Raw genomic sequence first — 23820 nt, 5'->3', positions numbered from 1 at the left:
GGCTCACAAATCCCATCGCATGTTGAATTTACCCAGTCTGACACCTTCAGGGGGCACTGATGAAGTTTAGTTCTGTTCTCAACACCGCGACGAGCGCAATTGCCGTCGGTGTTGCTTTCCTGGCCGTACCGGCCTTCGCGCAGTCGACCGGTTCGGTCGACTTCGAAGAGGACGCGATCGTCGTCACCGGCCTGCGTGCCGAAGATGTTGCCGGTCTCGAAATTCCGGCGACCCCGAAGGCCAAGCAGGTCCTGACCGCCGAGCAGATCCAGCGCGCGCGTCCGGGGCAGACGATCAACGACATCATCAACCTGGTGCCGGGCGTCAGCTTCCAGAACAACGACCCCTGGGGCTCGATGGGCGGTGGCTTCACCATCCGCGGCTTCGGCGCGGACCGCGTGTCGCAGACCCTTGACGGCCTGCCGCTCAACGACTCGGGCAACTACGCGCTCTACACCAACCAGCAGGTCGACACCGAGATCCTGGAATCGGTGAACGTGAACCTGGGCGTGACCGACGTCGACAGTCCGACTGCGTCGGCTTCGGGCGGTACCGTCAACATCCGTACCCGTACCCCGGGCGATGATTTCGGCCTGTTCACCACCATGACCATCGGTGACGTGCTCTCGCCGGGCAGCTACTCGGACAGCCTCTACACCCGCGCGTTCGGCATGATCGACACCGGTGATTTCACTGGCGTTGGCACCAAGGCCTTCATCTCGGCGAGCTACCAGAACTACGGCGTGCCCTACAATCCGTACGGCCGCGTCGACAAGACCCAGCTCAACGCCCGCCTCTACCAGGACCTGGGCAGCAACGGCGACTTCGTCTCGGTGGCGGGCCACTGGAACCAGAACCGCAACAACTTTGCCGGTTCGGAGAACGTCAACACGCTGCTCGGCTACTACAACGACGAGTTCAGCAAGCGTGACCGCTTCACTGTCTACACCGCAGACGGTCAGTTCCCCTATCCCTGCTCGCTGCCTGAAGGCACCGTGTACGGCGGCGGCGGCGTCAATGGCCAGAGCGAACGCTACAGCGACTCCAGCTCCTCGGGCGATTGCGGCGCTCCGTTCTATCGTCGTTACAACCCCTCCGACACGGGCAACATCCGCGGTTCCTCGCGCTTCACGCTGGCCGACGGCCTGATCCTGACGGTCGACCCGAGCTACCAGTACGTGAAGGCCAACGGTGGCGGCCCCGACGACCTTCGCGAAGGCTTCTTCACGGTCAATGGTGTCAACTACACTGGCGCCTTCAACGGCGGGTATTACTTTGGTCGTGACCTCAACGGTGACGGCGACATCCTCGACCGCGTGGGCGGCATCGATCCCAGCCAGACCCGCACCGACCGTCTTGGCGTGATCGCGAACATGATCTGGGAAATCAACGACGACCACCGCGTCCGCGTTGCCTACACCTGGGATCGTGCGCGTCACCGCCAGACCGGCCAGATCGCCCCGATGCTGGCGAACGGTGAACCCACCGACGTCTTCGCGATCGATGATGCTCTGCTCGACCTCAATGGTGAGGAAGTGAACAAGCGTGACCGTCTGTCCTGGGCGATCCTGCACCAGGTCTCGGGTGAATACCGCGGCACCTTCGGTGACTTCACCGCCGTTCTGGGCCTGCGCGCGCCGTTCTTCACGCGCCGTCTGACCCAGAACTGCTACACCACCTCGATCAGCGGCTTCGTCGACTGCCCCGCTCCGGGTCAGGACATGACCGCCTATGAGGCGGCCAACCCCAACTACGCTCGTCCGCAGTCGCGCAAGTACACGTACGACAAGCTGCTCCCGAACGTCGGCTTCACGTACAACTTCCTGCCGACCGCCTCGGTCTTCGCGAACTACGCCAAGGGCCTTTCGGTCCCCGGTACCGACCCGCTGTACGACTCGCTCTACCTGCCCGACGGCGACTTCGCCCGTCCGGTTCCCGAGACGACCGACAGCTTCGATGTCGGCTTCCGTTACCGCGAAGGTCGCCTGACCGCGCAGCTTGCCGGCTGGTACACCAAGTACAAGAACCGTCTGGCCTCGGCCTTCGATCCGAATGCCAACAACGGCGAAGGTGCGACGGTCTACCGTAACCTCGGAACGGTCGACAAGTGGGGTATCGACGGCTCGATCGCGTATCAGCCGACCAGCAACTCGCTCATCTACATCTTCGGTTCGTACAACGACTCCGAGATCAAGGATGACGTCCTGTCCGACGGCGGCGTCGTCGCGACGGCCGGCAACATGGAATCGGGCTCGCCGAACTACTCGTACGGTGCCCGCGGCCAGATCGCCTTCGGCGCTCTGGAACTGGGTGGCCAGGTCAAGCGTACCGGCAAGCGTTGGCTTGATGATGCGAACACCCAGCGCGTCCCGTCCTACACGCTCGTCGACCTCGACGCGCGCCTGGTCATCGGCGAAGGTCCGACGGGCGGCGACGTTGCGCTGCAGCTCAACCTCACCAACCTGTTCGACGAATACTACGTCGGCTACTTCGGCGGCTCGCTGAACGGCGAGAGCTTCGCCCAGATCGGCGCTCCGCGCGCGGGCAGCCTGGCGCTCTCGGTCGGCTTCTGATCCCAAACGATCAGGCCGAACGGCACGAAAAGAAGGGGAGGGGCTTTCGGGCCTCTCCCTTTTTTGTGTGCCGGGCACGGCGTTGATGCAGGAGGTGTAAGTCCTTTGCAGGCCTGCTGGTGGGAACTGCTAGCTGAAGGCAACTGCGTCGCCGCGAGGCGGGGTGGGGAGGAAGCCGGAGGCAAAGCTCGGAGCTGACGAACAGGAATCGGATAGAAGGCCGGTGCGGCGGGATAACCCAGCAATGGATGGGGATGTCCGATAGCCAGACAGACGCGCGCATTGGTAAATCCGGCAGCGACCGAGTGAAGGATCAACGTCTTACCCCGGGAGATCTCCTGGCCTCTCCGGACGATCCGGAGAACAGCGGCAGTGATGTTGCTGGATGGGCCCGGAGAAGTCAGCAGCGGTCATAGTAGCGGGCGCAAGCCGGCGAAGGACCAAATTCGGTACCCAAGGAGCAAGACTGGGCACATTCGATGGGTGTGGAGCGGCAGCAAGGTAGCGGGAAGCAGCAGGACTTCTTCGATGAAGCCCTGAAGGCATCGCTTGGCCACGACGTCACCGGCAAAGGCGGAACTGGCGCTGGGACGATCGAGGAGCGGCAATCACCCACGGCATGGGCCGAGCCCCTCGCCTTGACGCGTTACGTGATGGAGGAGGTGGCCAGCTCGGCCAACCTGAACCAAGCCTACAAGCGGGTGAAAGCGAACAAGGGGGCGCCGGGCGTGGACGGGATGACCGTCCCCGACCTGCGTGACTGGATTGCAGGAAACCGTGAGAGGCTGATCGCCTCGTTACTCGACGGTACTTACCGTCCAAGCCCGTGCGCGGAGTTGAAATTCCCAAACCCGGCGGGAAAGGAGTGCGCCAGCTGGGCATTCCGACGGCTGTCGACCGGCTGGTACAACAGGCGATACTGCAAGTCCTGGATCCCGTCCTTGATCCGACATTCTCGGCATCGAGTTTTGGGTTCCGCCCCGGACGCGGCGCACACGATGCGCTGCGTCAGGCCCGGGACTATGTGCGGGACGGCTATGCGATCGTCGTAGACCTCGACCGAGAAATTCTTTGATCGGGTGAACCACGACATCGTCATGGCCCGTCTGGCCCGGCACATCGCCGACCCACGCCTGCTCGTCATCATCCGCCGGTTTCTACAGGCCGGGATGCTGTCGGGTGGTGTGCACGTCGAACGGCAGGAGGGGACCCCGCAAGGCGGCCCTCTCGCCGCTGATCGCTAACCTCATTCTGGATGACCTCGACAAGGAGCTCGAACGCCGGGGCCACCGGTTCTGCCGCTACGCCGACGACTGTAACATCTATGTACGGTCACAGGCAGCGGGGAGCGCGTCATGGTTTCGGTTACCGCCTTGCTGGAAGGCAAGCTCCGACCCGCGTCAATCAGGCCAAGAGCGCGGTTGCACACGTCCGGGAACGTACCTTCCTCGGCCACCGTCTGACAGCGGGAGGCTTTTGAGCATAGCGAACAAAAGTCTCACGCGGCTGAAGGAGCGGCTCAGGGCGATTACGCGCCGCAACCGAGGCATCAGCCTCGCGGCGATGATCGCACAGACCAATGCCTTCACTACAGGGTGGGTCACCTACTACCGACACGCCCGGGCTCAGACGGTTTTGCGCGAGATCGACAGCTGGCTCCGGCGCAAGCTTCGCTGCGTCCGGCTCAAACAGTGCAAGCGCACCATGACGATCGCCACTTTCTTAAGGGAAAACGGCGTCCCAGAATGGCAGGCTTGGATCTTCGCGCTCTCGGGAAAGGGCTGGTGGCGCCTGTCGGGCAGCCCTCAGGCCGCCCACGGCATGCCCAACGCATGGTTCGATCAGGCAGGTCTCTCAAGCCTCGCTCTCCAACATGCCGCCTTAAACCGTACCGGAAACCGCCGTGATACGCAGTACGTACGTCCGGTGGTGTGAGAGGGGGGCGCCGTGAGGCGCCCCCCTACTCGATTGGGGCAGTGAAGTGGGCCGAAAAAAGATGCCTATTTTCAAGGGGCCATCGCCCCTTGACCCCATAACTGTCTACCTCACCTTTCGCAGCCACCCTGGCGTGCGGAACGAGAGGTCGACAGTTCGGGGAGCCCGAGGGCAATGGCCCTCGGAATTATCCTCTTGTCTTTTTAGCCCAAGAGCAATGCGCCGTACTGGGCGATCAGGGCCCTACTCGTAGACGCAGGCGTCGAAGCCGCTGTTGCGCACCGTGCCGATGCGCGCGGAGATCGTGTTGCCGTAGCGGCGGGTGAAGCCGGCCGGGTTCTTGACGCTGCGGGTCTTGGGGCTGGGCAGGGCGGCGGCCATGCGCGCGGCCTGGAGCGGGGTGAGGCTGGCCGCAGACTTCCCGAAATAGCGCTGCGCGCCCGCTTCCACGCCATAGGTACCGATGCCGGTTTCCGCGACGTTGAGGTAGACTTCCATGATCCGGCGCTTGTCCCACAGGTGCTCGATCAGGAAGGTGAACCAGACTTCCAGGCCCTTGCGCGCATAGCGGCTCCAGCCCTCGCCCTGCCACAGGAAGACGTTCTTGGCGGTCTGCTGGCTGATCGTCGAGCCGCCGCGCAGGCGCCCGCCTTCGGCGTTGCGCTTCATCGCGTTCTCGATGGCCTGGGTGTCGAAGCCGTTGTGGGTGCAGAACTTTCCGTCCTCGGCCGCAATGGCGGCGGCGACCATGTTGCGGTCGATGTCCGAAAGCTGTGTCCAGTCCTTGGTGATGCCGTTTGCGTCGGTGAGCATGGTGATCGTCACCGGGACCGGCACGAAGCGGTAGAGCAACGTAGTCCCGACACTCAGCAGCAGGAAGGCAATCACGATCTTGAGGAGCAGGCGCATCGGGGCAGGGGCTTTCCGCGTGGGAGACAAACGAATGCGCGTGATAAACGCGCGGTGCAGGAGCGTCCAGCGCCACGCGTGCGAGGCCAAGGGGCTGGCCCTAGCCGGAGACAGGTTCCAGCTGGCCCCGATCACGCGGGGCATCGTTGCCCGGCGCGGCAACGACCACGCGGTCTCGGCCTTCATGCTTGGCGCGGTAGAGCGCGGCGTCGGCCTTGCGGTAGAGATCGCGGAAGACTTCCCCGGGGATGGCGGGGCAGACGCCGAAGCTCACCGTCATGGCAAGGCCGGGGATCGGGGGCAGGACGGTGCCCCCGGCATCGGGGTCACCGGGCCGCGCGGCAGCGATGGTGCGGCGCAGGTCCTCGGCGATCATGGCCGCGCGCAGCGCTGCGGGCCCGCTCAGGAGCAGGGCGAACTCTTCGCCGCCCAGGCGCGCCGCGATGCAACGGGCGTTTTCACGCGCGGCAAGGGTGCGCGCGAGCGCGACCAGGACGTCGTCCCCGGTGTCGTGCCCGTACGTGTCGTTGATGTGCTTGAAGAAGTCGATGTCGAGCAGCAGCAGCGCGGCGACTTCGCGTCCGTGGGTGACTTCGGCGAGGATCGGTTCGATCATCTCGATGAAGCCGCGCCGGTTGCGCAGCGAGGTGAGCGGGTCGCGGCGGGCCAGTTCGCGGGCCTGGGCCTCGGCACGCCGGGCGGCGGCGTGCTCCTGGCGCAGCCGCGCGTGGGTGCGCGACGCGGCCGCGGCCAGCCACAAGGTCTGCCAGGCGGCGGCGAAGATGACCATGAGCTGCGGACCGCCGCCCCGGAACAGCGTGCTCGAGCCGACGAAATCGGCCGTGCTGAGAAGGATGATCGGGAAGATCCAGGCGGTCGCGAAGTTGCGGGCCTCGGCCGAACCCTTGCGCCAGGCGAAGGCGAGGCAGCCTCCTACGCTCAGCATCGTCAACATCAGGAGCACGCCGATGATCGCGGCGAGCAGGTCGACAGGGCCGGTGCGGATAAAGGAGACGGGAAGGCCGAACAGCGAACACAGTGTCGCCAGGGTCAGCACCGTGCGGCGCACGATGCGGGGGACGTCGTGCGAGCCGATCGAGGTGATCGCGCTGAACGTCGCGCAGGTGATGGCAAGGCAGGCAAGGGCGGAGCACAGCTGCGCCGAGAAGGCGCCGGCAAGGCCGGGCACGAGCATCAGGTGTGCCTGCGACCAGATTGTGCCCCACAGCAGCATTCCCCCCGACCACGCCGCCTGCCAGAGCGGAAACTGGCGTCGCAGCGAGACGGCGAGGACCGCGTTGTAGAGCGTGCCGATCAGCAGCAGCGTCAGCGCTCCGCCGACCCACAGGGCCAGCGTGGTCGTCCGGCTGGCGGCCTCGTCGCGCCCCACCAGGCGCAGGCGCAGCATGTCCTGGCTGGCCAGCCGGTTGAAGTGGAGGACGATGTCCTGAAGCGGTGCCGTGCGTACCGGGGGCGCGAACTCGAGCTGGCCGCCGATGCGCCAATGTCCCGCAAAGTCTCCGTTGCGCACGCTTTCGCGCGCACGCGTCCCGTCTGTGTAGAGGAAGGTGACATCGAGCCGGTCGAAACGGGAATAGTGGACGAGGAGCGCAGGTTCCTCGGCAATGTCAGCGGGCAGGTCCCGGGCGGGGATGCGCAGCCACAGGCTGCTGTCCTGGTAGGCCTGCGGTGTGCCTTCGCAGGAAAAATGGGCCGGCAGGGCATCTGTGGACTTTGGCTGGGGGCTGGTGGCATGGCACAGGTCCGCACCATTGAAGACCTGCGCCCACGCGGGCGACAGGCCCGCGAGCAGTGCGGCGCCGAACACGGCCAGAAGGGTTACGCATAGTGCCCGGGGAATGCGCAAGATAGTCAACATCTTGCGAGAATACGTACACATTTGACCGGGCGTTGGCTAGGTAAAGGCAGGCTTAACCCTGACCTGCGGACATGAAAAAAGGCCGGGGGATGGCCCGGCCTTTTTTCATGTGATGGTCTGCGCCGTTGTTGCGGATCAGGCCGCGGGCAGGAGCTGCTTGTCCGTGGCGATGCGGTTCATCGCCTTTTGCAGCTTTTCAAAGGCGCGCACCTCGATCTGGCGCACGCGCTCGCGGCTGACGTTGTAGACCTGGCTCAGTTCCTCAAGGGTCTTGGGATCTTCCGACAGGCGGCGCTCGGTGAGGATATCGCGTTCACGCTCGTTGAGCGCGTCCATCGCCTCGACCAGCATGTCGTGGCGCACGGTCTTTTCCTCGGCCTCGGCGACGATTTCATCCTGCAGCGGATTGTCATCCTGCAGGATGTCCATCCACTGCCCTTCGCCTTCCTCACGCAAGGAGACGTTGAGCGACGCATCGCCCCCCATCATCATGCGGCGGTTCATGTTGACGACCTCAGTCTCGGACACGCCCAGCGTCGTCGCGATCTTGGTCACGTCGTCGGGGCGCAGGTCCGAATCTTCGTAGGCGTCGAGATTCTTCTTCATCCGGCGCAGGTTGAAGAACAGCTTCTTCTGCGCGGCGGTGGTGCCCATCTTCACGAGGCTCCACGAACGCAGGATGTACTCTTGAATCGAGGCCTTGATCCACCACATGGCATACGTGGCAAGTCGGAAACCGCGATCGGGTTCGAACTTCTTCACGCCCTGCATGAGGCCGATATTGCCTTCGGAGATAAGCTCGGAGACGGGCAGGCCATAGCCGCGGTATCCCATCGCGATCTTCGCGACGAGGCGCAGGTGACTGGTGACGAGCTGGGCCGCAGCGTCGGAATCTTCATGTTCCTTGTAGCGCTGGGCGAGCATGTATTCCTGCTCGGGCTTGAGCACCGGGAACTTGCGGATCTCGGCGAGGTAGCGGTTGAGACTCTGCTCCCCGCCCAGGGCCGGGATTGCCGGTAGGTTTCGTTGGGTGTTGCTCACAGTTTCCGTCCTTCTTTTCGGTCGGCGCGCGGTCTAAGACCCTTCGCTAGGCATCTTAACTTGCGGCCACCTGTTCATCCTAGCACACAAATCCGATTTCAGAGTCGCAATTCGTCGATCAGGGTCCGCATGTCGTCGGGCAAAGCGCTCGCGAAATGCACGTTGTTACCTGTAACGGGATGGACGAAGCCGAGTTCCGCAGCGTGGAGTGCCTGCCGCGAAAAAGCGAGTCGGGAGAGGAGAGCCCGGAGGGGCTTTGGTGTGCGTCCATATACAGGATCACCCAGTAGCATGTGCCCGATTGACGACATGTGAACACGCACCTGGTGGGTGCGGCCGGTTTCCAGGCGGCATTCGATCAGGCTGGAATGGGCAAGGTTTTCCAGCGTGCGGTAATGGGTGACGGCGTGCTTGCCGCGTCCGTCCTCGACAATCGCCATCTTCTTGCGGTTCTGGCTCGAGCGCGCGATGGCGCCGCGCACGGTGCCGGCCGGTGGGATCGGGCGTCCGGCGACGACCGCCTGGTAGGCCCGGATGATCGAGTGATCGGCGAACTGGGCGGCCAGGCCTTCGTGGGCGCGGTCGGTCTTGGCGACGACCAGGAGCCCGGAGGTGTCCTTGTCGATGCGGTGGACGATGCCCGGACGCGCGACCCCGCCAATGCCGGAGAGCTGGCCCCGGCAATGGTGCAGGAGCGCGTTGACGAGCGTGCCGTCGGGATTGCCCGCGGCGGGATGAACGACGAGCCCGGCGGGCTTGTCGATGACGATCAGCGACTCGTCCTCGAAGACGACGGTGAGCGGGATGTCCTGCGCGATGGCCTCGGCGGGCGCGGCCTCGGGCACCGCGATGGCAAAGGGCGTTCCCGCGGCCACCTTCACCGAGCCTTGCCCCGCGGGTTTGCCGTCGATCGTGACATGGCCTTCGGCCAGCAGCGCCTTCACGCGCTCTCGTGAGAGGCCGCTCGCCTCGGCCAGCGTCTTGTCGAGGCGGCCTCCGGGCGGCGGGATAAGTCCTTCGAGGATGTTTTCGCCACGCTCCATGGGCGCTAGCCTTCGGCCATGGATATCGACGTGACAAGAGAGGTGCTCGAAACGCTCCACAGGCTGGCCGTGGCCGCGCATCCGCACGAATGCTGCGGGCTGCTGCTGGGCGCGCCCGGCAGCCGGACGGCGGGGGAGGGGCGGGAGTGCATCGTCGCCGTTCGGGAAAGCGCCAATGTCGATCCCGACCCGGCAATCCGATTCGCGATTGATCCTTTGATTCTCCTGCAGGCGCACAAGGCCGCGCGCCATGGAGGCCCTCCGGTGCTGGGCTACTACCATTCGCATCCTACGGGAAAACCGGCGCCATCCGTCACGGATTGTGAACATTCCACCGGCGATTGTCGCATATGGGCGATCGTTGCCGGGGGCGATGTTGCTTTCTGGCGCGATCGTGGGAATGGCTTTGATCCGCTCGCCTTCCAGGAGGTGTGAGGCCGCGCTCTTTACTTCGCGCAGGCCCTCTCCATCTGGAGGGACCATCCATCATGTCCCTTGCGCCTTCGCGACACCAAAAACGGAAAGACGATCATCATGACGACGAGTTCGCTCGACCTTGCCAGCCTGCTGTGTTCGCGCCTGTGCCATGACATGCTGAGCCCCGTGGGGGCGCTGTCGAACGGGCTGGAGCTGCTCGCCGACGAGAAGGACCCGGAGATGCGCCAGCGCTGCTTCGAGCTGCTCGAGCAGAGCGCGCGGATCTCGGCGGACAAGCTCAAGTTCTTCCGCCTTGCCTATGGCGCAGCGGGTGGTTTCGGCGAGCATGTCGCGGTGGCCGAGGCGCGCGCGCTGGTCGATGCGCTGGTCGCCAGCAACGCGCGCATCACCGTCAACTGGCAGGTCTCCTCCGACGCGCTGCCCAAGAGCGCGATCAAGACGCTGCTCAACTTTGCGATGTTCGGGATCGAGGCGCTGCCGCGTGGCGGTACGCTGGACCTCGCGGCCGAGTGGCGCGCGGATGAGGCGGGCGGACACGCCGCCGAGATCGTCGTGCGCGCGGCGGGCCCGCGGATCGCTTTCGATGCGGCGGTGGGCCGCGCCCTTGAAGGGACGCTGCCCGAAGAGGAACTGTCCAGCCGCACCGCCCCCGCCGCGATGCTGCATCAGCTTGCACAAGGGGCGGGCGGGCAGATGCAGTTTGCCATCGAGGAGGATGCCCTGATATTGGGAGCCGTGCTGTTCGACGCCTGAGCCCCGAACGGGGTGGCGCGCGTCTCGGGGGCGGCACGGGTGTGATGGTGCGAAGGAGTGATGGGCGACGATGAACCGATGGCTGGTCAACAGGTTCGTGCAATCGCCCAACTGGAACGCGCGCAAGCGCCCGATCCGCATGGTCGTCCTGCACTACACCGGCATGCAGACCGCCGAGGAAGCCTTGGAGCGCATGTGCGATCCGGCCGCTGAGGTCTCGGCCCACTACATGATCGACGAGGAGGGGATCGTCACCTCGCTCGTCTCCGAAGAGAACCGCGCCTGGCACGCGGGGCGCTCGTACTGGCGCGGCGAAAGCGATGTGAACTCGGCCTCGATCGGGATCGAGCTGGTCAATCCGGGGCATGAGTGGGGCTATCGCCCCTTTCCCGAGGCGCAGATGGATGCGCTGCTGCCGCTTCTTGCCGACATTCTGGAACGCCACGATATCCCGCGCGCCAATGTGGTCGGGCATTCCGACATCGCGCCCGCGCGCAAGCAGGACCCGGGCGAACTCTTCGACTGGGGACGGCTGGGCGATCTGGGCCTCGCGCTCGAGATTCCGGCGGCGCGGATGAACCTGTTCTACGACAATCCGGGCAAGTTCTATCTCGCGCTCGAACGCTTCGGCTACGACATCACCGATGGGCGCGCGGCCGTCACCGCGTTCCAGCGTCGCTGGCGCCCGGGGCTTATCGACGGTGAGATTGACGGGGAAATCGGAGGCATCCTGTTCGAACTCCTGTTGGAGCGCGACACCGGCCGTGCTAGGTGAGCGCCCGTGCCGGGGAGCCGGGCAGCCGCGGGTGGGCGTATCGATTCATCGAAACGCCTGCGCGAGGAAAGTCCGGGCTCCACGAAACAAGGGTGGCGGGTAACACCCGCCGGACGAGTGCGGTTTTCAGGCCGTGCGAAGTTCAGGGACAGTGCCACAGAGAGCAGACCGCCGATGACCCCCACTTCCTTGTGGAGTGACGGGAACAGGTAAGGCTGAAAGGGTGCGGTAAGAGCGCACCGCGCTGCCGGTGACGGTAAGCGGCATGGTAAACCCCACCCGGAGCAAGACCGAATAGGGACTGCGCGCCATCTTGAATGGCCGGTCGGTTTCGGACCGAGGCAGTCCGGGTTGGTTGCTTGAGCGCATCCGCAAGGGGGCGCCTAGAGGAATGGCTGCCGCCGCGGCGTAAGGTCCCTCCTGAAAGGGAGACCACGCCAGGCACAGAACCCGGCTTACAGGCTCCCCGGCACACGAGGCTTTCCGAGAATGCGAGGTCGTCTCAGGCCGCGACGGTGGCGCCTGTCTGATGGTTCTCGTGCGTCCCGTCTTCGGCGGTGAGGTACCAGCGTTCGGTGCCCTCGATCCCGACGGCGGTCAGCGTGCCGTGAACGTAGGCGCCGGTGTCGATGCCCAGGCGGTTGTCGCGCTCATCCGGTTCCTCGGTGATCGTGTGGCCATGAACCACGAAGCCCCCGAAGTTGCCGGTGTGGCTGAGGAAGGGCTCGCGAATCCAGCGGCAGTCGCTGCCCAGTTGGGTTTCGATGGAGACGCCCGGGCGCAGCCCTGCGTGGACGAAGATGTAGTCGCCAATGCGCACGAGCTTGCGGAAGCTGCGGATGAACTCGAGGTCCTGCTCGGGAATGTGCCGGCGCGCCGCGTCCCGGACTTCGTCGATCTCCATGTCCGCGACCGTCTCGGGGGCAAGCCCATAGGAGGCCAGCGTTTCCAGGCCGCCGAAGCGCAGGAAACTGCGCAGCGCCGTGCTGTCCTCGAGGCTGGTCAGGAGCATTTCCTCATGGTTGCCGCAAAGGATCTCGACGTGCCGCTCGCTGCTCAGCTGGCGTGCGCGCGCCAGGACCCCGGCGCTGTCCTGACCGCGATCGATCAGGTCGCCCAGGAGGACCAGTGTCGTCTGGGCAGGCCCACGCGCGGCCTCGTCATCCTTGATCGTCTCGAGCAGCGTCTCGAACAGGTCGAGGCGCCCGTGGATGTCACCAATCGCGTAGACGCGCTCTCGATGCGGCAGCGAGGGCTTTTGCGCGGGTGTCGGATTGGCGAAGAGTTTTCGAAGTTTTCCAAGCATGAGCTCGACATAGATACGTTCGCGGCCCGGGAGGGGCAAGAGCAGGTCGATCCATAGTGGCGTACGTGTCGGGCATGTGGCCGCGAAGACGCACCTGGGTGGCTTTGGTCTTGGTCGTGGCCGTGGGATTGGCTAGAGCAGGTGGCGCGCGCGGCGTGCGGCCCGAGCGGCAGGTGACGCTTGCCCTGTTCGGACGCTCCGTGCCCCTCCTCCCTCCAGACCAAGGATAGCTTTTCTCGTGACCCGCTACCTCCACACCATGATCCGGGTGACCGACCCCGACGCCACGATCCGCTTCTTCAATCTCATCGGCCTTGAGGAAACCCGCCGTATCGAAAGCGAGCAGGGGCGCTTCACGCTGATCTACCTCGCGCCCAAGGGGCAGGAAGAAACCGAGGTCGAGCTGACCTGGAACTGGCCCAACGCGGATGGGACGCCCGCCGAGACCTACACCGGTGGCCGCAATTTCGGTCACCTCGCCTTCCAGGTCGAGGACATCTACGCGACCTGCCAGACGCTGGCGGATGCCGGGGTGACCATCAACCGCCCGCCGCGCGATGGCTGGATGGCCTTCGTGAAGACTCCGGACGGGATCTCGATCGAATTGCTGCAGGATGGCAAGCTCGAACCGAAGGAACCCTGGCTCAGCATGGAAAACACCGGCTCCTGGTAATAGAGGGCCCGAAAAGGGGAGGCGGCCAAGCAGGTTTCGCCTCCCCTTTTTTCTTTAAGGGTTAACTTTCCTTCATATCCCATATTACGGGTTTGATATTAACCAGTCTGGCCTAGGCTTTTCCCTAAGCATTGAGGGGGCGGTGCATGTGCGCGCCGACGTGCCCAAACGTGCGACGGGGGTGATCGTGGCGGAACTGGAAGCTGTGAACACGGTAGTGGCCTGGCTCGCAACCTTCGAGCGGGAACTCCTCCTGTTCTGCGCGTTCTGGTTCGTGCTGGGCGCACTCGACGACCTTCTGGTGGATGGCCTGTGGATCGCGATCAAGCTTCGCGGCAAGGCCCGCGAGGGTTCGATCACGGCCCTGCAGGCCCGTGCTCCGCTGCGCGCAGAGGCGGCCATCCTCATTGCGGCCTGGCACGAAGAGCAGGTCATCGCGCATACCATCCGCCATGCGCTCGGCGCCTGGCCGCAACAGGGCTATATCCTCTATATCGGTTGCTACGCGAACGATCCGGGCACCATCACGGCGGCGATGGCGGCGGCGGGAGGCGATCCGCGCGTGCGCGTGGTGATTCATGCCAGCGCCGGTCCCACCACCAAGGCCGATTGCCTCAATCGTCTCTACGCCGCGCTGTGCCTCGACGAGCAGCGCCGCGGCGCGCGCTTTGGCTTTCTTGTACTCCACGATTCCGAGGACATGGTCCATCCGGCGGAACTCGCCGTCTATGATCGGGCACTGGCTACGGCCGATTACGTGCAGTTGCCGGTACGTCCCGAGCCGGTGCGCGGGTCGCGCTGGGTCAGCGGCCATTACTGCGACGAGTTCACCGAATCGCATGCCAAGGGGATGGTCGTGCGCGATGCCCTGGGCCTGGGCATCCCGGCTGCAGGTGTGGGATGCGCTTTTGGACGCGGAATGCTGGATCGCATCGCCAGAGTGCGCATGGCGGCCGATGCCCAGGGGCCCTTTGCCTGCGAATGCCTCACCGAAGACTACGAGATGGGCCTGCTCGTGCAGCGTGAGGGGGGGCGTTCACGGTTCCTGCGGGTGCGCGATGCCGATGGCGAACTGGTGGCGACACGGGCGTGCTTTCCGGCCAGCCTGCAGGCCTCGGTTCGGCAGAAGACGCGCTGGATTCTGGGCATCGCCTTCCAGGGCTGGGACCGGCTCGGCTGGGATGCGCGGCTGCGCGATGCCTGGATGGTCCTGCGTGACCGGCGCGGGCCTCTGTCCGCGCTCGTGCTGGCCTGTTCCTACGCGCTGCTCCTGACCGAGACGCTTCTGGCGGGGGCCTGGCTGGGCGGCGTCTATACGCGCGTGCCGTTTCCGCCGCTTCTGGAGGGCCTGCTGTTGGTGTGCCTATGGGCGTTTGCCTGGCGCGTGGCCAACCGGTTCGCCTTCACCGCGTCCGAATATGGTCTTGGCGAGGGGCTTTGCGCGATTGCCCGGATACCGGTGGCGAACGTGATCGCGATCATGGCCGGACGCCGCGCCCTTGCCGCCTATGTGCGCAGTTTGCAGGGCACCATGCCGACCTGGGACAAGACCCAGCACGCCGAGCACGCGGCCCATCACGGGAGAGCGCGCGCATGACCGCGGCGCGGCGCAACCGGGGGCAGCCCCTCGTCGTGTTCGTGGCGCTTGTCGCCGGGTGGCTGGGGGGACGTGTTGCCGCGTTGGACCCGGTCTCGCTCCTGGCAGTGGGCGTGCCGCGCACGGTGGCGCCGGTACCTGGCCAGCGAGCCGTGTCCGAGGCGCAACCGGTTGGCGAGGGCGCGCCCCTGCGGCTGGCAGGGCCTCAGTCGTTTGCGCAGATCGATCCCGCGCTCGGCGGATCGGAGAGGGAGAGGCAGGTCTCCGGCGGGATCGACCTTGCCGAACTCGTGACGGTCCTGCTCGACACCCGCCGCGTGACGCTGGCCGCGCACAGGGGACCTGCGCGCGTGGCGCTCCCGCAGGAGGAAGGCGCCAGGGCAGGGCGTGGCACGCTCGGACCAGGCGGCGGGGAGGGGTACTATCTTGCGCCCGGGCGCATGGGGTTTGGCGAGGGGGATCCCATGCCCCCCGGTTACGCTCCGGCGCCTTCGGGCGATGCCTTGCCGGATGCGAAGGTCGCCACCCGTCCCGGCGCAGGTCAGGACGCTGCGGGCGAGGAGCGGGCAAAGCCACGACGCTGGTCGGCCGATGCCTGGGCTCTCGTGCGCGGAAAATCCGCGAGCGGACTGGGCGCCGCGCCGCTGCCCCCCACCTATGGCGGAAGCCAGGCAGGCGCGGTCCTTCGCTATCGCCTGGCGCTCAAGAGCGCCTGGCAGCCCCAGCTCTACATGCGCACGACTTCGGCGCTGGGCGAGGTGTCCGAAACCGCCGCCGCGCTGGGCATATCGGCACGCCCTGTTCCGGGCCTTCCTCTCGATGCGGCACTGGAAGGGCGGCTGGTCAATGGGATCGGCGGCAACCGGGTCCAGGGCGCCGCGCTGGTCACCACGCGTTTCGCACCACTGCTTCTGCCCGGCGACTTTCGAGCCGAGGCCTATGGCCAGGCAGGCTACGTGGCCGGCAGGTACGCGACCGCATTCGGGGATGGCCAGGCGCGGCTCGACAAAGGTGTCGTGAGGGTCGGCAAGGTCGAGGCGCGTCTGGGCGCGGGTGTCTGGGCGGGCGCGCAGAAGGGAGCCTGGCGGGTCGATGCAGGCCCCTCGGCGCTGATCACGATGCCGCTCAACAACAGGATGTTCGGGCGCCTCGCGCTCGACTGGCGCCAGCGCATGGCCGGCGATGCCGAGCCCGGCTCGGGCCCTGCGGTAACCCTGTCGGCAGGTTTCTGAGACTTTATCGCCCTTTCGGGAACCTGACCGGGCACAAGCGCCTTTTCACGCAAGCCCCGCTGCGGTAGCGAGAAAAGCGGTATGGACGTCTACCTTCCCATCGCGAACCTTTCGGTCAACGGCTTCGTCATCGTCGGGCTGGGGGCACTCACGGGTATCCTCTCGGGGATGTTCGGCGTGGGCGGCGGCTTCCTGACGACCCCCCTGATGATCTTCTACGGCATTCCGCCCACGGTCGCGGCCGCCTCGGCGGCCAGCCAGGTGACCGGGGCCAGCGTGTCGGGCGTGTTCTTCCAGTCGCGCCGGGGCGGTGTGGACTACCACATCGGTACGGTGATGGTGGTGGGCGGCATCATCGGCACCGGGATCGGCGCGCTGCTGTTCCGCCTGCTCGAGCGGATCGGCCAGATCGATACCGTCATCAGCATTCTCTATGTCCTGCTCCTGGGCTCGATCGGCGGGCTCATGGCCAAGGAGAGCATCCAGGCGATCCGGGCCGAGCGCTCGGGCACGAAGATCGCGGCGAAGAAGCGCCGCCACCATCCCATGGTCGCCAGCCTCCCGATGCGCTGGCGCTTCTACCGCTCGGGGCTCTACATCTCGCCGCTGGCCCCGCTGCTGCTGGGCTGCGCGGTGGGTATCCTGACGATGCTGATGGGCATTGGCGGAGGCTTCATTCTGGTTCCCGCAATGCTCTACATCCTGGGCATGAGCGCCAACGTGGTGGTCGGCACGAGCCTGTGGCAGATCCTCTTCACCACCATCGCGACGACGATGATGCACGCGCTGACCACGCAGGCGGTCGACATCGTCCTGGCCTCGATGCTGCTGTTCGGCTCGGTCACGGGCGCGCAGGTCGGCTCGCAGTTCGCCCAGAAGAGCAGTCCTGTAAAGCTGCGCCTGGTGCTGGCGGTCATCGTGCTGCTGGTTGCGCTGCGCATGGCCTTCGGGCTCACCTACATTCCCGACGACATCTACACCGTGGCGCCGCTGTGAACCGGCTGCTTGTTTCCCTTCTGGCGCTGTGCGCGTTCGTGTTCCTGGGCGGCGCGCGCGATCCCATTCTCGTGACGGAAGTCTCGCAGCACCAGATCAACCTGCAGCAGGGCTTCAACGGCACCGACCTTCTGCTTTTTGGCGCGGTGCTGACGCCCGAAGGTTCGCGCGCGGCGCAGGACTACGATATCGTCGTCGTGCTCAAGGGGCCGACCCAGTCGGTGGTGCTGCGCGAGAAGCAGAAGGTCGCCGGGATCTGGGTCAACGCGGCGAGCACGGAACTGCGCTCGGCCCCGTCCTACTATGCCGTCGCCTCGACCCGGCCCATTGCCGATATCGTCGATGAGAAGACCGCCGCGATCTACGAGCTGGGCCTGCAGTGGCTGCAGCTCTCTCCCATCGGCGCGATCGATCCCGAGGAGCAGGCCCGCTTTTCCGCTGGCCTCGTCGCGCGCAACGTCGATGCCGGGCTCTACCGCGAGGATGAGGGCGGCGTCAGCGTCAGCGAGCAGGTCCTCTACCAGGCACGCATTCGCCTGCCCTCGCAGGTACCCATCGGGCGCTACACCGCCGAAACCTTCGCGATCAGCGAGGGGCGCGTGGTCGCCTCGGCGAGCAGCGATGTCGAGGTGCGCAAGCTTGGCATCGAGCGCGCGATTGCCGACTTCTCCCAGAACTGGGGCTTTGCCTATGGTCTGCTGGCCGTCTTCGTTTCAGTTGGCATGGGCTGGCTCGCCGGCCGCCTCTTCGCGCTGGTCTGATCCGGGGGCTGATCCGGGGCTTGGGCGAGCTGGAAAGCGGCCCTACAAGGCATCGGTTTAGGCTTACATTAACCGCCTGTCTTCTAGGCTGAAATCGATACAGGTTTCGGCCTTCAGCAGCTTTCGGTGTGCGATGAATCAGATGGATATGGGTGGTTTCGGTGCGGTCCCGGGCGGAGCCGGCGCGCAGGCGGCAAATCCGCAGGCAACCGCCTCGCAGGCGCGTTCCTCGGCGCGTGAGCCGATCGGCTACATCGTCGAGATCGGCGGTTCGGGCAGCCGCATCGCCTTCGACCTCGGCCGTCTTACCGATATCGCGCAGGAAGAGGACCCTTCGGTTTCGATCTCCGGGCAGGTCGGCAGCCAGGTCAAGGTGCGCGTGGGCAACGGCTGGCTCTTGGCCAGCGTGCGCAACCAGAAGCAGGATGGCTCGGTCAGTGGAGGCATCGTTGCCGACGTCGACTTCCTCGGCGAAGGCGAGGAAGAACGCCTGACCGGCCGCATCCACGGCTTCCGCCGCGGTGTCACGGCCTACCCCATCCCCGGAGCGCCGGTCTATCCCGCGACCAGCCAGGACCTCCAGCAGATCTATTCGAGCGACGGGCGTGCCAGCATCGGCATCGGCAAGGTGTTTCCGACCAAGGATATCCGCGCAGGTCTCTACGTCGACGCGCTGCTCGGCAAGCACTTTGCCCTCCTCGGTTCGACCGGTACCGGCAAGTCGACCAGCGCCGCGCTGATCCTCCACCGGATCTGCGAACACGCGCCCGAAGGCCATATCATCATGGTCGACCCGCACGGTGAGTACTCGGCCGCGTTCCGCAATTCGGGCATCATCCTCGATGTCTCGAACCTGCAGATGCCCTACTGGCTGATGAACTTCGAGGAGCACTGCGAGATCCTCCTCTCGACCACCGGGGACGAGCGCCAGCTTGATTCCGAGATCCTGGGCCGCGCGCTGCTGGAGGCCCGCTCGAAGAACCGTCTCGCCGAGAAGCTGGGCAAGCTGACGGTGGATTCGCCGGTCCCCTACCTGCTCTCGGACCTCTCCAACATCCTCAACAACGCGATGGGCAAGCTCGACAAGGGGCACTCCAGCGCGCCCTACATGCGCATCAAGAACCGCCTTGATGAGCTCAAGACCGACCCGCGCTACCAGTTCATGTTCTCAGGGATGCTGGTGGGCGACACGATGACCGACTTCATCGGCAAGATCTTCCGCCTGCCCTCGCGCGGGCGGCCGATCTCGATCATCGACGTGTCGGGCGTGCCGACCGAGATCACCAGCACCGTGGTTGCCGTGCTCTCGCGTCTCGTCTTCGACTTTGCGGTCTGGGCGCGCGATGAACAGACCCGCCCGATCCTCCTCGTCTGCGAGGAAGCGCACCGCTACGTCCCCAACGAGCGCAACGCGGATGGCTCCTCGGTCGGGCGCATCCTGTCGCGCATCGCCAAGGAAGGGCGTAAGTACGGCATTTCGCTGGGCCTCATCACCCAGCGCCCGTCCGACCTTGCCGAGGGCGTGCTCTCGCAGTGCGGCACGATCATCTCGATGCGTCTCAACAACGACCGCGACCAGGCCTTCGTGCGTGCGGCGATGCCCGAAGGCGCGCGCGGCTTCCTCGACTCGATCCCGGCCCTGCGCAACCGCGAGTGCATCATCTGCGGTGAGGGCACCGCGATCCCGATGCGCGTGCGCTTCGACGATCTGGAGGAATACAAGCGTCCGGCCTCGGCCGACCCGTCCTTCACCGATCTGTGGAGTCAGGCGGGCGGCGAAGAGGAGATGGTCGCGCGCACCGTCCAGCGCTGGCGCGCGCAGGGGCGCTGAACCGCCCCTTCCGCTGGGACTTCAGGAGAGAGGGCGTGCGAGGGACTTCCCTTCGCGCGCCCTTTCGCGTTTCTCAGCGGTTCTTTCGCCAGTCGACCATGAGGTAGTACGCCATGGTGAGCGCGACGGTGACCACCGAGCCGAACGGGAAGGACCACCAGACCGCATCGCCCGCCAGCTGCGGCTCGAGCAGGTAGTAGAAGCCCAGGCGGCCCGGGTAGAGACCGATGCCCATGATGATGAGCGGGGCGATGACGACGCCGTAGGCGCGCAGCGTGCCCTGGATGATCATCGTCACCGAGACGATCACGAACGAGGCGGTGCAGATCAGCTGGATGTGCTCGGCAATCGGCATCGCCGGGCTGTCCCATCCCAGGAACAGCGAAAGCAGCGGGCGGTCGAAACCTACGATCAGCGCGGCCATGGCGGTCGTCAGCACGAGGTTGGCGATCATGCCGACATTGGCGACGGCATCGACGCGTTCGTGGTTGTCCGCGCCGATCGCCTGGGCGACCATGGCGCTGACCGCGGTGCCCATCGCAAAGGCGGGCATCTGCAGGTAGTTCCAGAGTTGCAGCGAGGCGCCGTAGGCCGCCGATGCGTTGAGGCCGAGCTGGTTGACGAGGCCGATCATGATGAGCCCGGCCGAGGAGACGAGCAGCATCTGCGCGCCCATCGGCAGGCCCTTAGTGACGATATAGGCCAGCTCGTCGCGGCGCGGGCGCAGGAAGCCCAGTTCCGGACCGCGCAGGCGCATCGGCAGGTCGTGGCGGTAGATGCGCCAGATGAGGAAGACGAGGCCGCCCAGGTTCGCGATGGCCGTGGCGATGGCCGAGCCCGCGATGCCCAGCTCGGGCAGTGGCCCCGCGCCCATGATGAGCACCGGGTTGAGGCCGATGTCGAGCAGGACGACCATGATCATGGCGTAGAGCGGGCTGCGCGAATCGCCCGCACCGCGCATCCCCATCGAGACCATCATCGAGACCGAGCCGAAGGGCAGGGTGATGAAGATCACCTGCAGGTAGGCCAGCGCCTGGGCCTTGCTGGCGCCCGGCGTGCTCATGAGGTCAAGGAGGGTGTCGGCCAGGAACCAGCCGGCAAGGCCGGTGAGCGCGGCGACGACCGAACAGAAGCCGACGCCGCTGCCGAAGGTGCGGCGTGCGGCGACCAGGTCACGCGCGCCAAAGCTTTGCCCGACGCGCACCGTGGTCGCCATCGAGAAGCCGAAGACGGCGGCAAAGAGCAGGAACATGATGACGTTGGCGTTGGCGGTCGCGGCCAGCGCGCTCTCGCCGATGAGGCGCCCGACCCAGATCGCGTTGACCGAGCCGTTGAGCGTCTGGAGCACGTTGGAAAGCAGCATCGGGAGCGAGAAGAGCATCAGTGTCTTCAGGATCGGGCCCTGCGTCAGGTCCCCCTGCATCGCCCCGGCCTTGGGCGGGTGGGCCGCGTCCTCACCCGGTTCCCATTCCCCTTCGGGTATCGGCGATGCTTCGTTCATATGTCCCATCCCAGATGCGGTGCCTGGTGCGCGATGGCGCGCCATCGCTCAGGTGCCGCGCGTGTCGCCCCACAGGTGAATGTGGAGGCGGTCGGTAAAGTTGAACCCGTGCTCTGCGCATAGGTCGCCCAGCCAGCGTGCCCGCGCGCGCAAGGTCGCGCTGTCGCGCCCTTCCGGCATCAGAAAGACGCGCGAGGGCAGGATGGAGTGGGCCGCGACAAGGCCAAGAACTTCTTCGATGTCTGATCGCTCGGCGATCACGAACTTGAAGAAGGCGCGCGGATCGGCGGCGTAAGCGGCGAGGCGCTCGGGGATGAGCGCGAGGCTGGCCGGGTTGCCGCTGTGCGCCAGTTTCGGGCTGACGTTGAACTGGTCGATCAGCGGATCGAGCGCGGGATGCGGGGCCACTGACCCGTTGGTCTCGATCTCGACGTGAAATTCGCCGCGCAGCTCCTTGAGCGCCGCCACCATGCGCGCCAGCGCCGCGCCCTGGAGCAGCGGCTCGCCGCCGGTCAGGACGAGCCGGTCGGGCTTGAGCGCGGCGACCATCTGCGCGACCTCGGCCTCCTCCAGCTTCACCTGGTTCGCTTCGCGCGCGAAGTCGAGGCCGTCGGTGTGCGGGCGGTTGTCGCCCGAAAAGCGCCAGGTGTAGGCGGTGTCGCACCAGTGGCAGGCGAGGTTGCAGCGCGAGAGGCGCACGAAAGTGCTGGGCTTGCCCACGCTCGCCCCTTCGCCCTGCAAGGAGGCGAAGATTTCCGGTTCTGAGGGCGTGGTGGTGGCAAGGGTCAGCATGGCGGGCGCTTCAGTCGCGAATAGGGGATGGTTACGGGGTGGCGCAGGTTGACACGGTTGACACTGTCCAAGGGTGGCACCTGCACGGCCGCCCAAGAGGCGCTTTTGCGCGGTTTTGCAAGAAAATTCGCGGGCAGGGCAGCATGGCCGGGACTGTGTCAGGTTTGGCGCGTGTAGGAAAATGCTTTTGCTTTCCCAGCTTTCGATATTACCAATGTGGAAATTGGTGATAATGAAGCGGAGGCGAGGAAATGGCGGGACTGGGACGGGCGCTGGCGGGACTCGCGCTGGTGCTGGGTGCAGGGGCACCCTTGCTCAGCACCGCCGCCATGGCGGCCGAGGCACCGGCCAAGCCATCCCTTGTTCCCGCCGACTTTGCGGTCCCCACGCGCGCGGTGGGGGAGGGCTTCCAGATCGTCCCGCTCGCTCCCGAACTCGCCGCGATCGACAAGGCGGCCTACATGTCCTCGATCGCGCACCTCCAGCAGACCTTTACCCGCAGCACCGCCTGGCCGCACGAGGGCATCACCGATGCCGAGGCCCTGACCGACATGGAGACCGAACAGGCCCGCTTTGCCGCGCGCACCTCGTTCGCCTACGCCGTCCTCACCCCCGACGGCACGCGCGAACGCGGCTGTGTCTACGTCCAGCCCAGCCCCGTCCCCGGCTACGACGCGGTGGTGCGCCTGTGGGTGACCAAGGCCGAATACGAGGCCGGGTTCGAGGACGAACTCTACGCCTTCGTGCGCGGCTGGATGGCGAAGGACTGGCCCTTCGCCCGCGTCGCCTATCCGGGCCGCACCATCGACTGGGCGAGCTGGGACGCGCTGACCATTCGCGGCGAAAAGTAAGTGAAGAGGGTAGTCATATGCGCTTCCTCATTCACGAACTCGGCGTGTCATTAGGATGAAGTGCAGTGTTTACGAATTTTGAATTACTGTTCATCCGTGAGCAGGAATTTCAAGAGCAGTCGCCAAGCGATGGCATCGGTGAGGCGCGTCTTCGTTCGAATGGCTGAAACCGCGCCTTATTCGATGGTGTTGGTGAAGGTCATCTTGTTCGCAGGAGCTTTGGGCCTGTGCCTTGGTGCCCTGTCCGTTCCCGAGGTTAGGACCTGGATCGGGGAAACGTGGATTGAGATAAGCTCGTCTTTGGATGCCCGCACCCGGAAGCCGCAAGCAGGCGATTGGTGGCGAGACTGCAACGATGCTCGCGCGGCAGGGACTGCCCCGATCTATAGTTACGAGCCTGGCTATCGATCGGAGTTGGACAGGGATGCAGATGGGATCGCGTGCGAACCGTATCACTGAAAGGGCGGCCCCGTACGCGGATCGCGCCCCCCGGCTCGCGCCTAAGGCCGGGCGGCGTTGAAGACCGGGTTTCAGCCGCCCGGGTGCGGGGGGAGGTCCTTGCCTTCGGCGCGCTCGCGGTTGAGCCGGTCGACGATCAGCTTGATCTCGTCCGGGTTCAGGATCCAGGCGCGGGTCTTGCGGCCCGGCTTGAATACCGGGCGCGTCAGGAGGATGCGCGCCTGCTCCTTGGCGAAGGGCTTGAACAGCGAGAAGTGCATCACGCATTCGAGGAAGGATCCGATCACCGGCGTCTTGCCGTCGAGATCGATGAGCGTCGCGGGCTGGTCCCAGGGAATGTCCATCATCGCTCCCGCCTATCGTCGAAGCGAGGCCAAGAAAAGGGAAGAAGTGCTCCGAGGGCCATCGCCCTCGGGCTCCCCAAACCGTCTATCGCAGTTCACGCTTGCCGCGTCCGGCACCCACTGCGGGGCCC

The 23820-nt window shown here is 65.6% G+C and carries 23 protein-coding genes and 1 other RNA gene; 16 read left to right on the top strand and 8 right to left on the bottom strand.

All coding sequences use genetic code 11. The features are described 5' to 3' along the window. Window positions 1-59: 59 nt before the first annotated feature. From HT578_RS06685 to HT578_RS06670, 4 genes are all read left to right on the top strand, one after another. Window positions 60-2573, top strand: a complete 2514-nt coding sequence (locus HT578_RS06685; protein WP_213502921.1) for a TonB-dependent receptor — start codon at window positions 60-62, stop codon at window positions 2571-2573. A gap of 826 nt (window positions 2574-3399) precedes the next feature. Then, window positions 3400-3648 carry a reverse transcriptase domain-containing protein gene (locus HT578_RS22545; RefSeq protein WP_422394376.1) on the top strand — a complete coding sequence of 83 codons (249 nt, stop codon included), beginning with the start codon at window positions 3400-3402 and terminating at the stop codon, window positions 3646-3648. Between the two features lie 4 nt (window positions 3649-3652). Then, the gene (locus tag HT578_RS06675) at window positions 3653-3817 is read left to right on the top strand and encodes a hypothetical protein (protein WP_213501978.1); all 165 of its coding nucleotides are present in this window, start codon (window positions 3653-3655) and stop codon (window positions 3815-3817) included. A 232-nt stretch (window positions 3818-4049) separates the two neighbouring features. Then, complete coding sequence (locus tag HT578_RS06670; protein WP_213501431.1) at window positions 4050-4508, top strand: group II intron maturase-specific domain-containing protein; 459 nt, start codon at window positions 4050-4052, stop codon at window positions 4506-4508. Window positions 4509-4751: 243 nt separating this feature from the next. Here HT578_RS06670 and mtgA read toward each other — a convergent pair whose 3' ends face one another. The 4 genes from mtgA to HT578_RS06650 all read right to left on the bottom strand — a co-directional run bounded on the left by mtgA (window position 4752) and on the right by HT578_RS06650 (window position 9380). Further along, the gene (mtgA, locus tag HT578_RS06665) at window positions 4752-5417 is read right to left on the bottom strand and encodes a monofunctional biosynthetic peptidoglycan transglycosylase (protein ID WP_213502910.1); all 666 of its coding nucleotides are present in this window, start codon (window positions 5415-5417) and stop codon (window positions 4752-4754) included. Window positions 5418-5517: 100 nt separating this feature from the next. Next, a complete protein-coding gene (locus HT578_RS06660) occupies window positions 5518-7284 on the bottom strand; it encodes a GGDEF domain-containing protein (RefSeq protein ID WP_213502908.1) in 1767 nt (588 codons plus the stop codon). 147 nt (window positions 7285-7431) lie between these two features. Then, a complete protein-coding gene (gene rpoH / locus HT578_RS06655; RefSeq protein ID WP_148629156.1) occupies window positions 7432-8337 on the bottom strand; it encodes an RNA polymerase sigma factor RpoH in 906 nt (301 codons plus the stop codon). 98 nt (window positions 8338-8435) lie between these two features. Continuing rightward, window positions 8436-9380 (bottom strand): RluA family pseudouridine synthase, encoded by a 945-nt coding sequence (locus tag HT578_RS06650; RefSeq protein ID WP_039391366.1) that lies wholly within the window; start codon window positions 9378-9380, stop codon window positions 8436-8438. 18 nt (window positions 9381-9398) lie between these two features. On the opposite strand from HT578_RS06650, the gene HT578_RS06645 reads away from it, so the two are divergent. The 4 genes from HT578_RS06645 to rnpB all read left to right on the top strand — a co-directional run bounded on the left by HT578_RS06645 (window position 9399) and on the right by rnpB (window position 11820). Then, window positions 9399-9815, top strand: coding sequence for a M67 family metallopeptidase (locus tag HT578_RS06645; protein ID WP_213502907.1), 417 nt, complete (start codon window positions 9399-9401; stop codon window positions 9813-9815). A gap of 99 nt (window positions 9816-9914) precedes the next feature. Beyond that, the gene (locus HT578_RS06640; RefSeq protein ID WP_213502905.1) at window positions 9915-10571 is read left to right on the top strand and encodes a histidine phosphotransferase family protein; all 657 of its coding nucleotides are present in this window, start codon (window positions 9915-9917) and stop codon (window positions 10569-10571) included. Window positions 10572-10641: 70 nt separating this feature from the next. After that, window positions 10642-11346, top strand: coding sequence for an N-acetylmuramoyl-L-alanine amidase (locus tag HT578_RS06635; RefSeq protein ID WP_213502903.1), 705 nt, complete (start codon window positions 10642-10644; stop codon window positions 11344-11346). Between the two features lie 9 nt (window positions 11347-11355). Next, window positions 11356-11820: RNase P RNA component class A (gene rnpB, locus HT578_RS06630), an RNA gene on the top strand. A 28-nt stretch (window positions 11821-11848) separates the two neighbouring features. On the opposite strand, the gene HT578_RS06625 is transcribed toward rnpB, so the two are convergent. Continuing rightward, on the bottom strand, window positions 11849-12652 hold the full coding sequence (locus tag HT578_RS06625; protein WP_213504144.1) for a metallophosphoesterase: 804 nt from the start codon (window positions 12650-12652) through the stop codon (window positions 11849-11851). Between the two features lie 238 nt (window positions 12653-12890). On the opposite strand from HT578_RS06625, the gene HT578_RS06620 reads away from it, so the two are divergent. From HT578_RS06620 to HT578_RS06595, 6 genes are all read left to right on the top strand, one after another. Then, window positions 12891-13325: a VOC family protein gene (locus HT578_RS06620; RefSeq protein ID WP_039391371.1), complete on the top strand. Its 435-nt coding sequence runs from the start codon at window positions 12891-12893 to the stop codon at window positions 13323-13325. A 142-nt stretch (window positions 13326-13467) separates the two neighbouring features. Next, entirely contained in the window at window positions 13468-14922 is a 1455-nt protein-coding gene (locus HT578_RS06615) for a glycosyl transferase family protein (RefSeq protein WP_338422173.1), read from the top strand. Then, complete coding sequence (locus HT578_RS06610) at window positions 14919-16154, top strand: hypothetical protein (protein ID WP_213502901.1); 1236 nt, start codon at window positions 14919-14921, stop codon at window positions 16152-16154. The genes HT578_RS06615 and HT578_RS06610 overlap by 4 nt, the downstream gene beginning before the upstream one ends. An 81-nt stretch (window positions 16155-16235) precedes the next feature. Beyond that, complete coding sequence (locus tag HT578_RS06605) at window positions 16236-17150, top strand: sulfite exporter TauE/SafE family protein (protein WP_039391374.1); 915 nt, start codon at window positions 16236-16238, stop codon at window positions 17148-17150. Further along, window positions 17147-17911, top strand: a complete 765-nt coding sequence (locus tag HT578_RS06600; RefSeq protein ID WP_039391376.1) for a TIGR02186 family protein — start codon at window positions 17147-17149, stop codon at window positions 17909-17911. The genes HT578_RS06605 and HT578_RS06600 overlap by 4 nt, the downstream gene beginning before the upstream one ends. 142 nt (window positions 17912-18053) lie before the next feature. Next, window positions 18054-19742: an ATP-binding protein gene (locus HT578_RS06595; protein ID WP_422394391.1), complete on the top strand. Its 1689-nt coding sequence runs from the start codon at window positions 18054-18056 to the stop codon at window positions 19740-19742. Window positions 19743-19815: 73 nt separating this feature from the next. On the opposite strand, the gene HT578_RS06590 is transcribed toward HT578_RS06595, so the two are convergent. Continuing rightward, window positions 19816-21243, bottom strand: coding sequence for an MATE family efflux transporter (locus HT578_RS06590; RefSeq protein WP_213502899.1), 1428 nt, complete (start codon window positions 21241-21243; stop codon window positions 19816-19818). Window positions 21244-21291: 48 nt separating this feature from the next. After that, window positions 21292-22035, bottom strand: a complete 744-nt coding sequence (locus tag HT578_RS06585) for a 7-carboxy-7-deazaguanine synthase QueE (RefSeq protein WP_213502897.1) — start codon at window positions 22033-22035, stop codon at window positions 21292-21294. Window positions 22036-22286: 251 nt separating this feature from the next. Between HT578_RS06585 and HT578_RS06580 the strand changes: the two genes are divergently transcribed. Both HT578_RS06580 and HT578_RS06575 read left to right on the top strand, forming a co-directional pair. Further along, window positions 22287-22886 carry a twin-arginine translocation pathway signal protein gene (locus HT578_RS06580; protein WP_213502895.1) on the top strand — a complete coding sequence of 200 codons (600 nt, stop codon included), beginning with the start codon at window positions 22287-22289 and terminating at the stop codon, window positions 22884-22886. Window positions 22887-23015: 129 nt separating this feature from the next. Continuing rightward, window positions 23016-23345 (top strand): excalibur calcium-binding domain-containing protein, encoded by a 330-nt coding sequence (locus HT578_RS06575; protein ID WP_213502892.1) that lies wholly within the window; start codon window positions 23016-23018, stop codon window positions 23343-23345. Between the two features lie 71 nt (window positions 23346-23416). On the opposite strand, the gene HT578_RS06570 is transcribed toward HT578_RS06575, so the two are convergent. Beyond that, on the bottom strand, window positions 23417-23692 hold the full coding sequence (locus HT578_RS06570) for a hypothetical protein (protein ID WP_213502890.1): 276 nt from the start codon (window positions 23690-23692) through the stop codon (window positions 23417-23419). Window positions 23693-23820 lie beyond the last annotated feature (128 nt).

The organism is Novosphingobium decolorationis (assembly GCF_018417475.1).
GTDB lineage: Bacteria > Pseudomonadota > Alphaproteobacteria > Sphingomonadales > Sphingomonadaceae > Novosphingobium > Novosphingobium decolorationis.
Note: the sequence above shows the minus strand (reverse complement) of the source record. Positions and strands in the feature narration are given on the sequence as shown.